The 12,425-nt window shown below is 55.5% G+C and carries 9 protein-coding genes; all 9 read left to right on the top strand.

The genetic code is table 11. The features are described 5' to 3' along the window. Positions 1-358: 358 nt before the first annotated feature. The 9 genes from AVO44_RS04425 (at position 359) to AVO44_RS04385 (ending at position 12,408) form a co-directional block, all read left to right on the top strand. Positions 359-985 carry a FecR domain-containing protein gene (locus AVO44_RS04425; RefSeq protein ID WP_068333166.1) on the top strand — a complete coding sequence of 209 codons (627 nt, stop codon included), beginning with the start codon at positions 359-361 and terminating at the stop codon, positions 983-985. 44 nt (positions 986-1,029) lie between these two features. After that, complete coding sequence (locus AVO44_RS04420; RefSeq protein ID WP_169794828.1) at positions 1,030-2,826, top strand: CHASE2 domain-containing protein; 1,797 nt, start codon at positions 1,030-1,032, stop codon at positions 2,824-2,826. Positions 2,827-3,313: 487 nt separating this feature from the next. After that, entirely contained in the window at positions 3,314-4,801 is a 1,488-nt protein-coding gene (locus tag AVO44_RS04415; RefSeq protein WP_068333160.1) for a YfcC family protein, read from the top strand. A 9-nt stretch (positions 4,802-4,810) separates the two neighbouring features. After that, positions 4,811-6,184: an amino acid permease gene (locus AVO44_RS04410; protein ID WP_068333157.1), complete on the top strand. Its 1,374-nt coding sequence runs from the start codon at positions 4,811-4,813 to the stop codon at positions 6,182-6,184. A 2-nt stretch (positions 6,185-6,186) separates the two neighbouring features. After that, the gene (locus AVO44_RS04405) at positions 6,187-7,413 is read left to right on the top strand and encodes an arginine deiminase (RefSeq protein WP_068333154.1); all 1,227 of its coding nucleotides are present in this window, start codon (positions 6,187-6,189) and stop codon (positions 7,411-7,413) included. 53 nt (positions 7,414-7,466) lie between these two features. Continuing rightward, positions 7,467-8,465 carry an ornithine carbamoyltransferase gene (argF, locus tag AVO44_RS04400; protein ID WP_068333151.1) on the top strand — a complete coding sequence of 333 codons (999 nt, stop codon included), beginning with the start codon at positions 7,467-7,469 and terminating at the stop codon, positions 8,463-8,465. Positions 8,466-8,468: 3 nt separating this feature from the next. After that, a complete protein-coding gene (arcC, locus tag AVO44_RS04395) occupies positions 8,469-9,407 on the top strand; it encodes a carbamate kinase (RefSeq protein WP_068333148.1) in 939 nt (312 codons plus the stop codon). A gap of 488 nt (positions 9,408-9,895) precedes the next feature. Further along, positions 9,896-11,101: a YcaO-like family protein gene (locus AVO44_RS04390; protein WP_068333146.1), complete on the top strand. Its 1,206-nt coding sequence runs from the start codon at positions 9,896-9,898 to the stop codon at positions 11,099-11,101. Further along, entirely contained in the window at positions 11,098-12,408 is a 1,311-nt protein-coding gene (locus tag AVO44_RS04385; protein ID WP_068333142.1) for a TfuA-like protein, read from the top strand. The genes AVO44_RS04390 and AVO44_RS04385 overlap by 4 nt, the downstream gene beginning before the upstream one ends. Positions 12,409-12,425: the final 17 nt, after the last annotated feature.

The following is a 12,425-nucleotide window of genomic DNA, read 5'->3' as shown; positions in this document are numbered from 1 at the left end:
GTTGGGGTTTCAAAAAGGTCACGCAGGTCCGAGCCAGTGACCACGCCAGATCCGACACGACGTGCATGCGCTGATGCTGTATAGCGGCACTGCAGCCGACCGAATTGCCAACGACATTGCCCGACAAGCAGTTCTCAACAACGCGAAATCGGGCTTGTCGGCTAAGTCTGTTAGAGTAGCGTGTTAAGAGGCGTAAGTATGATCCCCGTACCGTGAAGGAACGGCCATTAGGTCAGGGTTTATCCCCATTGCGGCTACATGAAACAGGACCGCGCCAGCCGATCTCAAGATCACAGGCAGTTGACCTCGCGCCCACCACTCTTCATCTTTCCAACAAGCCTGTAACTGAGGGGCCAAGATGCAAACTCGTAGCCTGTTGTCCACCATTCTTGTGGCAGTTTCGATTGGGAGCGCGGTTCCTGTCGTTGCGCAGACTGTCGCGCCAGACCCACGTGTTTGTGTCGTGCAGCATGTCGACGGCATAACAGAGGTATCGGACCGAGGTGCAAATGCGCGCCCTGCATCTGTCGGGCTGGGATTGGGGCGAAACGCAATACTACGCACCGAGGCCGGTGCGCGTATAACAATGAGCTGTTCCGGCGGTCTAAAGGTTGTTTTGGGCCCTGATAGCGAAGTAGAAGTGTTTGGCCTTTTATCGGGGGGATCGCGACCATTTGGCCTACGCTTAATCGACGGTATTGCTGGCTTTCTGTTCTCCAGCGATGCCGGAAACGGAGTGCAGGTACGCACGCCCTCGGCAGTCGCGGCCGTGCGCTCTACGGAGTGGGCTATGCAGGTGAAGGACCGAGCGAGTGCAGTTTTTGCGCGCGAAGGTATCGTCTTTGTCTTCGCTAATGGGGAAAACAAGCGACTTGACCCGGGCGAAGGGATAGATGTGGCGCCGTCTGGTACGATGGGAAATGTCACAGCTTGGGGGCAGGCGCGCATCGATCAGTTTGATGCTTTGCTTGGCTCGGATTGGTAGGGCGCGACAAGTTTTCGTTCGAAAGGCGCATTGTCGGCGCATTTGTGACGCTGTTGAGCTTGGCCCTTGCCCTTTGGCATCCGGGTGATCGGAACGCGTTCTGGCAGGGGATAGAAGGGCGCTTGCTCGACGCTCGGTTTATTTGGCGCGGGGAAACGAAATCCCCGCCGACTGTCGCCATAGTTACGTTTGACGACCTGGCGGTTTCTCAACTTGGCAAGTTTCCACCAACGCGCACAGCGCTGGCAGCGGCAATTTCAGATATATCCGAAGCCGGAGCGAAGGTGATTGCCTTGGATTTCCTGTTGGTGGAACCACGTGAGGGCGACGAGGATCTTGCCAGAGTTTTGTCGGAAACCGATACGATACTGGCTGTTGCCGAAGCAAATTCGGGAACGCCCTTGCAAGATCTCGATGGTGGCGATTTCAGTGTACTTGTAAATTCGGCTTATCGTAATCCATTACCCGCGCTGGTGCCGGCAGAGACCTTGCGCAGCGAAACAACACTGGGGCACGTGATCATACAGCATGAGTCCGATGGCTCAGTGCGCAGAATTGACGCCGCAACACCATTTCTGACTGAAAAGGGCACTTCTTGGCACCCTTCACTTGCAGTTGCAGCCGTCGCAAAAGCGGCTGATCAATCGGGCTTGCAACTGCGAACGTTCCGCACTGGCGGGCTTTTGTCTGTCGGTGACACTTTCGTTCAACTGGACAGACAAGGCGCAATTCCCTTGGTGTATTACGGCAAGGCAGGCACGATACCGACCTTTTCAGTCGCGGCTGTCAACGAGGCAGAGCTGGACGGCAAGGTGGTGTTTCTTGGTGCATCAGCGACCGGGTTCGGGGACAGGCACGCGACGCCCTTCGATTCAGCTTTTCCCGGAGCAGAGCTGCATGCGACGCTGGCAGCAAATATTATCGAACAAAGCTTTCTGCGCCGCGATGCTACCTCGTGGATGATGGATATCGCTTTGGCGCTTACCGCAGCTGTTCTTGGCTTCATTACCGCAGGGATGGACCGACCGTGGTTTGTGGTCGTGGCAACCGGTTCCCTGGCCTTGGCGATCATGATCGTCTTGCAAGCCGCATTCAATGCCGGGTGGTGGCTGGATGCGACCACGGTTTTTCTTTCCCTTTTTCTTGGCGTCGGTTGCGGTGGCGGGCTCCGGCTATTGCAGCACCGGCGACGGGCCGCCAATCTGGCTTTGTACCAATCGCCTTTGATTGTTGAACGGCTTGCCAGTACGTCCGAGCCCCGTTTCGAGGCGACGGCACGACCCGCTGTTGTCCTGTTCGTCGATGTCGAGGGCTTTACCGCGCATTCAGAAAGCCTCGGACCAGAAGGAACAGCTGAATTTTTGCGCGTCTTTCACGAACTTGTCGAACAGGCCGTAGACTCTTTGGGCGGGATTATCGCGTATTTTGCCGGCGACGGAGCCATGGTCGTGTTTGGGCTGCCAGACCCCCAACCAAACGATGCGATACAGGCGTTGCGATTTATTGATGCCTTATACGCCGCTGTTCGTGCCAGCCCCAAGTGGCCTGGACTGGGGTTGCGCGTAGGTGGACATAGCGGACCCGTCAAAGCCGGGGTTGTCGGTGGCAGACGTCACAGGCAAGTGACCGTGAGCGGCGATGTCGTCAATACAGCCAGCCGCCTGCAAGACTTTGCAAAATCCCAAAAGGCGGCAATAGCACTTTCCAATGCGCTTGTTGAGGCCAATCCGGAAACTCGGTCTTGGGCTGTCAATGCTGGGATGCGGAACACCGGTGAACACATGCTACGCGGACGGCACGTGCCGATTGGCGTTTGGACGTGTCCTCCTCCGGTAAATTGACGCGGGATTATGGCAAAGACCTGAACGGCCAAAGTCCACGTCAACTGGGCGCTAATGATGTGAATACCCTCTGATCCAGCCTTGGTGGCTGCAACCGTGAATTGCGGCGGTTTGGAGCTCGATTTACCGCAAAAACCCACGGGCCCGTCCCAATCCGAATAGCCGACGACCAAAGGCAACCGACCAATCCCTTGAGCCGGGAAAGGGCAGAGAGGTTCAGCATTGTGTTTGGCGGCACTGTCGAGCCGGCATCAACACCCTGCCGATAGCGATTAAGGCATTTCTTTTCACAAATAGCAGGATCGTCGGGCGTCAGGGTAGGGCAGACCACCCGCAAGGATCAAGGGTCGAGGCCAGCAATACCAACCTTCTGAGTATCTTGTTAGATGTTGACTTTATCCTCGGGAACTTTTCACATTGATAAAACATTTTATAAAAATGCAAAGAAATATGACTAGACAAATTTAAAACCCCGTTCGAGGTCGTCATGTCCAAGTTCAAGTTTCCAACGGCGTTTACAATCTTGTTTGTGTTGATAGCCGTCGTTGCAATTCTGACATGGATTATACCTGCAGGCGAATACGAACGTCAGATGAACGAGGCACTTGGCAGCGAAGCCCCCGTGCCGGGCACCTATCGCGAAGTGGAGCCTAACCCCCAAGGAATTACATCGATTATTCTTGCTCCAATTGCGGGTATGTACGACCCAGGAATTCTTGGCAGTTCGTCTAGCGCCGCAATTGATGTGGCACTTTTTGTTTTGATAATTGGCGGGTTTCTGATGGTCGTGACCAAAACCGGTGCAATTGATGCTGGTATCGGATGGTTGCTGCACAAACTCGCTGGTCGCGAAATCCTGATGATCCCGATCCTAATGGCCGCATTTGCCTTTGGCGGTACCAGCTATGGCATGGCGGAAGAATCGCTGGCTTTCTATGCCTTGATCATTCCGGTCTTCATACGTGCGGGCTACGACTCGCTTACGGGTGTGGCTGTGATCTTGCTGGGCGCAGGAATTGGTACGCTGGGCTCGACCTTCAATGCGTTCGCGACTGTCGTGGCCTCTCAGGGCGCCGGTATCCCGTTTACTGATGGGATCGTTTTACGGTTCATCATCCTGGTGCTGTGCCTTGCCGCGGGTATCGCATATGTCATGCGTTATGCGACCCGGGTGAAGGCTGATCCATCTGCTTCGGTGGTCGCGGATCAGGCCGAAGAGAACAAAACGCATTTTCTGAAAGGATCTGAAGGCGATGATGCCTTCCCCGAAATGACGTCGACGCGGTCCGTATTGCTGGCTCTGTTTGGCTTGACGTTTGCCATCATGATTTACGGTGTGGTCGCCCTGGGGTGGTGGATGGGGGAAATGTCCGGCCTGTTTCTTGTCATGTCGATCATTGTCTGGTGGGTCGGAAAATTCGACGAAGGCTCGCGTATGGATGAGGCCACGTTTGTGGAAACATTCGTGGATGGCGCTCGGGACCTGCTTGGGGTTGCCCTGATCATCGGTGTCGCGCGGGGTGTCGTTGTGGTCATGGACGCCGGTAAGATCACGGACACGATCCTTGCCGGGGCCGAAGGCTTTGTCACTGGCCTAAGCGAGTTTGCCTTTATCAACGCCATGTTCGGCATTCAGGTTTTGATGTCGTTCCTTGTTCCTTCGTCGTCGGGGCTTGCGACCTTGTCGATGCCGATCATGGCGCCCCTTGCAGACTTCGCCGGAGTAGGACGCGACCTTGTGGTGACTGCCTATCAATCGGCCAACGGATGGGTGAACCTGTTCAACCCAACCTTCGCCGTGGTCATGGGCGGGTTAGCGATCGGGCGGGTTTCCTATGATCGATGGCTAAGGTTTGTATTCCCCTTGTTGGTAATACTTGCGGTCATCATCTGCGCCGCACTCACGGTTGGAGCGTTGGCTGACCCGGGCATTGATGGACCCCCGACAGAGGCGTCTGAAACCATCGCGAACTGAGCTGGCGTCATGACCGATCGCCCCCTCCCAGAAACGACTTCAACCTCCGGAGCACTCGGGCTGACGGCTTGCATCGCGCTGGTGGTGGGAAACATGATCGGGTCCGGAGTTTTCCTGCTTCCGGCATCTCTCGCGCCTTTTGGTCCAATTGCGATAGGCGGGTGGATTCTGACCTCGGCAGGGGCACTGGTTCTGGCAATCATCTTTGGCCGATTGTCGCGTGTCGTCTCCAAACCGGGCGGTCCCTACGCATACTCTCAGGAAGCCTTTGGCGACTTTGCGGGCTTCATCATCGCGTGGGGATATTGGATCGCGCTATGGACCGGAAATGCCGCTGTCGCAGTGGCTTTGGTGGGATACCTAGGGTTCTTGTTTCCGATCATCGCCGAAGTTCCGATGTACGGACTCGCAACGGCATTGGTCGCTATCTGGTCACTGACTTTGATCAACATTCGTGGGGTCGAGGAGGCCGGCCTGGTTCAGATTGTAACCACCGTGCTCAAGCTTGTACCGCTTATCCTGATTGGTACGCTGGGCATCTTTTGGATCAATCCCGAAAACTACTTGCCGGTCAACCAGAGCGGGACAACTGCAGTTTCTGCGATATCGGCAGCTGCGGCGTTAACTCTCTGGGCATATCTGGGGCTCGAGTCCGCGACCGTACCGTCCGGCGATGTGATTGAGCCCGAAAAAACCATTCCACGCGCCACCGTCATCGGCGTCATCATTGCCGCATGTGTGTATATATCCGTTACGGCCGTTTCGATGGGGGTCCTTCCAGCGGAAACCCTGGGCGTTTCGGCAGCACCGCTGGCTGCGGTCGGCGAGGTGATGTTTGGAACGCTCGGCGGCATCCTCGTAGCCTGTGGCGCAGTGATTTCGACCTTTGGCACCCTTAACGGCTTTACACTTCTCAGCGGGCAGGTCCCATATGGCGCGGCATTGGATCGTGTTTTTCCTGCTGCCTTGGGTCAAAAATCCAAATTCGGCACCCCGGCCAACGCATTGATCCTGTCGAATGTGCTGGCATCCATACTGATTATCCTGAACTTTGCGCAGGGTCTGGTCGCGGCTTTCAACTTTGTCATCTTGCTGGCCGTAGTTGCCAGCCTTCTTCCCTATGCCATTTGCGCGGTTGCCGAAATCATGATCCGTCTCAATGGCGGGGAACTTCTGCGCGGCCCGGAGTTGGCAAAAGTCGTCGTACTGGGCGGGCTTGGGTTCATCTACTCGGTTTGGGCGTTCATCGGGTCCGGTGCTGAAACTGTTTTACTGGGCTCGGTCCTTCTTCTTGCGGGCGTCCCTATCCACGTCTGGGTTCGCTGGAGCCATGCCAAAAGTTTGGAAGACATGCAGAAAAATTCAGTTTCAAAAGGAGAGTAGCCATGAAACTCGGCGTTCATTCCGAGATCGGAAAGCTCAACAAGGTGATCGTTTCACGCCCATCCCTTGCGCATGACCGCCTGACACCACGCAACTGCGAAGAGCTGTTGTTCGATGACGTCATCTGGGTCGAACAGGCCCGAAAGGACCATGCCGAGTTCTGCTCGTTGATGCGCGAACGCGGGGTCGAAGTTTACGACATTCAGGATCTGTTGGCTCAGGCCATCGCGAAAGATCCAGCCGCACGCGCTTTTCTTTTGGATCGTTTGGTTACCCCCAACATGGTAGGATTGGGCTTTTCTACCGAGATGCGTGCCTGGCTAAACGAGATGGATGCCAAGCTGCTGGCCAGGCATATGCTGGGCGGCATCATCTTCGCGGACCTACCGCAGGGCATGATTGACGAGCAATTCAAAGACCTTATCTCGCTAGGCGATTTCATCCTGCCTGCGATCCCGAATGCGCAGTTCCAGCGTGACCCGTCCTGCTGGATATTCAACGGCGTGACCACGAACCCGATGTTCTGGCCAGCTCGCAAGCCGGAAACGCTGATCATGCGCGCGGTTTACAAGTTCCACCCGATGTTCAAGGAAGCCGACTTTGAAATCTGGTGGGGCGACAGCGACGAAGATTTTGCCCATGCCTCGGTCGAAGGCGGCGATGTTCAGCCCGTTGGTAATGGCACCGTGTTCATCGGCATGGGGGAACGCACGACCCGGCAGGCGGTTGCTCAGGTTTCCAAATCTCTGTTCGAAAAAGGCGGGGCACAGCGTGTTGTTGCATGTGCCATGCCAAAAAGCCGGGCCGCCATGCATCTGGACACGGTATTTACCTGCTTGGACCACGACAAGGTAACTGCATTTTCGGAAGTTGCGGATCAGATCACCTGCATTTCGATCCGGCCCGGAGAGCGTGGAGACTTGGATATCCGTGTCGAAAAGGGTCATTTGTTCGACGTTTACAAAGAGGCTCTGGGCCTGAATTCGCTCGAAGTGATTTCAACCGGCGGCAACGAGTTTCAGGCCGAACGCGAACAGTGGGACGATGGCAATAATGTCGTTGCTTTGTCACCCGGCGTTGTCGTGGGCTATGCGCGCAACACGTTTACGAACGGCAAGATGCGGGATGCGGGTATCGAGGTGATCGAGATCTCGGGTCAAGAATTGGGCCGTGGCCGGGGTGGGGGGCATTGCATGACCTGCCCGATCGACCGCGACCCGGCGTATTGAATTTCAATTCGGCGCCAGTTTGTGCGTCACCTTTTTCGATAGGGAGAAATAAAATGGCATTCAATCTAAAGGGCCGCAGCTATTTGAAAATCGCGGACTTCAGCCAACGTGAAATGTTGTACCTTCTGGATTTGGCCCGCGACCTGAAACGCGCGAAATACGCCCGAGCCGAACAGCCGTCGTTGAACGGTAAGAACATCTGCCTGATATTCGAGAAAACCTCGACCCGTACCCGGTGTGCTTTCGAGGTAGCTGCCTATGACCAAGGCGCGAACATTACATATCTTGATCCGTCGGGGTCGCAGATCGGCCACAAGGAATCCATGAAGGATACAGCCCGTGTGCTTGGACGCATGTTCGACGGGATCGAGTTCCGCGGTGCTGGACAGAAAATGGTCGAGGAGCTTTCTGAATACTCTGGCGTACCCGTGTATAATGGCTTGACCGATGATTGGCATCCGACGCAGATGCTGGCCGACATGCTGACCATGATCGAGCACGCGGATAAACCACGCAAGGATATCGTCTACGCCTATTCCGGTGATTGCCGCTCTAACATGGGCAACTCGTTGCTGATGCTGGGCGCGTTGATGGGGTGTGATGTTCGCATGATTTCGCCGAAGGAAACACAGCCCCATGATGATGTGCGTGAACTGGCGATGAAGAGAGCCGAAAAATCCGGAGCACGCGTAACCATCACCGACGACACGTCGGCGGTTGAGGGCGCGGATTTCATCCACACTGATGTCTGGGTGTCGATGGGTGAAGCTAAAGAAGTCTGGGCCGAGCGCATCAAATTGCTGAGCCCGTATCAGGTCAATATGGATCTGATGAAAAAGTCCGGCAACCCCAACGTCAAGTTCATGCATTGCCTGCCTGCATTCCATAACCTTGAGACGAAGGTGGGTCAGGACATCCATGAGCAATTCGGCATCTCGGAAATGGAAGTGACCGAGGAGGTTTTTGAAAGCGACATGAACATAGCCTTTGAACAAGCTGAAAATCGGATGCATACCATCAAGGCGATCCTTGTCGCCACACTTGGAGCCTGATCCATGGGACGCGTTGTTGTAGCACTGGGCGGCAACGCGCTTCTCAAGCGGGGTGAGGAAATGACAGCGGACAATCAGCGCAAGAACGCTAGGATTGCCGCCCAGGCCCTTGCCCCCCTATGCGAAGCGCATGAGACCGTCATCACCCACGGGAACGGGCCGCAGGTCGGGATGCTGGCCCTTCAGGAAATCATGTATACTGATATCAAGGAATACCCGCTTGACGTGCTTGTCGGTGAAACGATGGGTATGATCGGTTACATGGTCGAACAGGAACTGGGCAACATCCTGCCATTCGAGCATCATATTGCCACTTTGCTGACAATGATCGAGGTCGACCCGGACGATCCTGCCTTTGACAACCCGACCAAGTTTATTGGCCAGGTTTATTCCGAAGCCGAAGCCAAGAAAGAAGCAGCCGAAAAAGGCTGGACCGTAAAGCCGGACGGAGACTACTGGCGCCGTGTGGTGCCTTCACCAAAACCGAAACGCATTTTTCAAATCGAACCGATCCGCTGGATCCTGGAAAAAGGTGCGACGGTGATTGCCGCCGGTGGTGGTGGGATTCCGACGATGTACGAAAAAGGTGGTGAACGAAAACTGGTGGGTGTCGAAGCCGTTATAGACAAGGATTTTGCATCTTGCCTGCTTGCCCAAAACCTCAAAGCCGACTTTTTTGTCATCGCCACAGATACTGACGCGGTTTATCTGGATTGGGGGACACCTGATCAAAAAGGCATCAAATCCATCACGCCTGATGCACTTGACGCATTTGATTTCCCGGCAGGTTCCATGGGTCCAAAGGTTCAGGCGGCACAAGATTTTGCAAGGGCTACCGGAGGCCGCGCCATCATCTGTTCGTTGGCCGATGTGCCCGCGGCGGTGAATGGAGAAAAAGGGACGACTGTGTCCAACAATGCAGGAGATACTCAGTTTCATTAGATGTGACTGACGTCTGACTGGCTGATCCAGCCAAACCGGAGCAATCAACAAGGGTATTTCGCTGGCTCTGGAATGTATTTCGACGTTTACCTTTAGGCGATCGCCCATCCCACGCTCGATTTCTCTGCATGTTACAATTACAGACCAGAGTGACACTGCTGTATTGTTCATGGCTGAGATTTTGGAATTGCTGCTTCAAATTTTTGCTCATAAGGAAGATTATGTTAATTTTTTGAAGGCGTATCTCTTTAATATGTGTGGAACATGCTAATCAGCAGCACGCAGAAGTCGAAATCGGACAGTAGACCTTCGCCCAATCTGAAAAAGAAACGGTCTTGTTGCGACGCGCAGAACGTCCAGAGGTCGCCAAGCTGAATACCGCAACAGTTGACCAAACGGGTATGTTCCATCATCTTGAACGCTAACAGACTGAACCGGCGATAGTATTTTCACGTCGGGATCAATTATTAATTCACAAGGCCCGTAGCATGCCCGATGGATCGCAAAAGCAATACGTGCTGGACACGCATCGGTTGCGCGATCCCGAGCAGACATTGGAAATCGTAAAACCGTTTCTGAAGGAAATGGGCATCACACGTATTGCCAATCTGACCGGTCTGGATCGGATCGGATTACCGACGGTGATGGTCGCCCGACCCAATTCCCGGTCGGTTGCGGTTTCTTTGGGTAAGGGCCTGTCCCTGCGCGCCGCTGAAGCCTCGGGCGTGATGGAGGCAATCGAGTCGTGGCATGCAGAACGCGTACGGCTACCGCAGCGCCTCGCCAGATATGCCGAGCTTTCCGAGGATACGACCGTAGTTGACGTAGCAGGACTGCCGCGTGTGACAGGTCGGCAGTTTGATCCGCATGCCAATATGTTGTGGGTACAGGGGCACGATCTGTGCGCAGGGTCGGCGTGCTGGGTTCCGCTTGAAATGGTCGATACCGACTATACCAGCGCTCCGGTTGGCGGTCAGTCGGCCTTCCCCCGCACGACCAACGGATTGGCCTCGGGGAACAACCTGACTGAGGCTAGCTGCCATGCCATCTGTGAACTGATCGAACGGGATGCGACAACGCTCTGGCATCATCGCGCGGAACAATCGCGTCTTGATCCGGCGAGCGTTGATGATCCGCGTTGCCAAAAGGCCATGGAAATGATGGCCGCAGCCGGGTTGGAGATTGGGCTTTGGAACACGACATCGGATATCAGCATCGCCAGCTTTCGCTGCGTGATTTGCGAGGGCGGTGGACAATTCGGCCATATTGGCATCGGGGATGGTTGCCACCCGGATCGGGCCATCGCCTTGCTACGGGCCTTGACGGAGGCAGCGCAGACGCGGCTCACCTATATCTCGGGCGCGCGGGACGATCTCGACCCCAAAGAATTCACTGATCAGGCCAAAATGGAACGGGGCCGTTATGTCCGTGATCTGATTGAAAGCACCCAAGCTGATCAAAACTTTCGCGATTGCCCATCGCACGTGACCGAGACCTTTGAAAGTGACCTGGGTCTGATACTGGAGCGCCTTTCCTCAGCGAATCTTTCGCAAGTTGTGACAGTTGATCTATCGCGCCCGGAATACGACGTCGCCGTGGTCCGGGCCGTTATTCCCGGGCTTGAGGCACCGCATGATGATCCGGACTATGTCCCCGGCCCGCGGGCGCTGCGTATTCTGGAAGGTCTGGCATGACTGCTGTGGTTTTCGTGGGCCCAACACTTTCGCCCGAAACTGTAGCAGGCCATCTGGACGCGACTATTCTGCCACCCGTCCGGCAGGGTGATGTGTACCGCATAGCTCAGCAAAACCCGTCCGCCATTGGGATCATAGACGGGTATTTCGAAGGCGTCCCATCGGTTTGGCACAAGGAAATTCTATGGGCCATAGAGCAAGAAATACCTGTTTTTGGCAGCGCCAGCATGGGTGCCCTGCGCGCCGCTGAACTGGCCGATTTCGGGATGATCGGAGTTGGGCGCATCTTCGAAGATTACCACACCGGCGTTCTACAGGATGATGACGAGGTCGCGGTATTGCACAGCCCCGCCGAGCTGGGATTCCAGCCGCTTAGCGAACCGATGGTATCGATCCGTGCGACGGTGGCACAGGCGCAAGTGTCGGGGCTATTGCCAGCTAATACGGCCGCAGAGATATTGCGCACAGCCAAAACGATACAGTACCGCCAGCGTATCTGGGCCGAGATTATCGCAATGGTAAAGGACTTGCCGGGCGTGGCGGAATTCCGTGATTGGTTGCCTACTGGTCGTATCGACGCCAAGGCCGAGGATGCCCGTGCAATGTTGACGCGAATGGCCGACCATCTGAGTACCTCCCCCCTGCCCCTTCCAAAACCAACGCGCACCGAACCAACACTGATGTGGAAAGAGTTGCGTGCACGGGTGGATGCCGGTGAGCCGGACTCTGACCAATCGGTAATTGACGAGTTGCGACTAAACCCCGAGCTGTACGCCCGATACCGGGATCGCGCGGCCCTGGCTGTGCTTGCGCGCGAGGATGCGGCTAGGTGCCAATATACTCCGACGCGCGACGATTTGGTCCGGTTGATGACCGATCACAGAGCGGATACAGGTCTGTCGCGGCGATCAGATCTGATGGGCTGGATCAAGGCAAACGACCTGAACCCCGAAAGCTATGAGGAGATGCTTGCCGACACCGCGCGGGTCGAGGCCGCTGTCGCGTCGCGAACGGGTCAACTCGAGAAGCAACTCTTGTCAGAGTTACGCCGGACAGGCCAATACTCAAACTTGCGGGATCGTGCCGCCAGCAAGCAAGGCTCAGTACGTCCGATTGGGTCGCCGGGGGTGGATCGTCTTCGTGCGCTGATGTGGTACTTTGAATATCGTCTTGACCAAGAAGTGCCCGATGATTTGGACGCATACGCGCAAGCGCTCGGTTTGGCTGGGCGCGACGCCTTGTTTGAACTGATAGAAGCAGAGTTTTTGTATTCTAACAAAGGTGTCGATGCCGGAGCCGCAGAATAAGGGCAAGGGATTTTAAC

The organism is Ruegeria profundi (assembly GCF_001507545.1).
In the GTDB taxonomy this organism is placed as follows: Bacteria; Pseudomonadota; Alphaproteobacteria; order Rhodobacterales; family Rhodobacteraceae; genus Ruegeria; species Ruegeria profundi.
Note: the sequence above shows the minus strand (reverse complement) of the source record. Positions and strands in the feature narration are given on the sequence as shown.

Coding starts and splice junctions, on each gene's coding strand:
- AVO44_RS04425 (WP_068333166.1), top strand. CDS start 359: ATGCAAACTCGTAGCCTGTTGTCCACCATTCTTGTGGCAGTTTCGATT.
- AVO44_RS04415 (WP_068333160.1), top strand. CDS start 3,314: ATGTCCAAGTTCAAGTTTCCAACGGCGTTTACAATCTTGTTTGTGTTG.
- AVO44_RS04410 (WP_068333157.1), top strand. CDS start 4,811: ATGACCGATCGCCCCCTCCCAGAAACGACTTCAACCTCCGGAGCACTC.
- AVO44_RS04405 (WP_068333154.1), top strand. CDS start 6,187: ATGAAACTCGGCGTTCATTCCGAGATCGGAAAGCTCAACAAGGTGATC.
- argF (WP_068333151.1), top strand. CDS start 7,467: ATGGCATTCAATCTAAAGGGCCGCAGCTATTTGAAAATCGCGGACTTC.
- arcC (WP_068333148.1), top strand. CDS start 8,469: ATGGGACGCGTTGTTGTAGCACTGGGCGGCAACGCGCTTCTCAAGCGG.
- AVO44_RS04390 (WP_068333146.1), top strand. CDS start 9,896: ATGCCCGATGGATCGCAAAAGCAATACGTGCTGGACACGCATCGGTTG.
- AVO44_RS04385 (WP_068333142.1), top strand. CDS start 11,098: ATGACTGCTGTGGTTTTCGTGGGCCCAACACTTTCGCCCGAAACTGTA.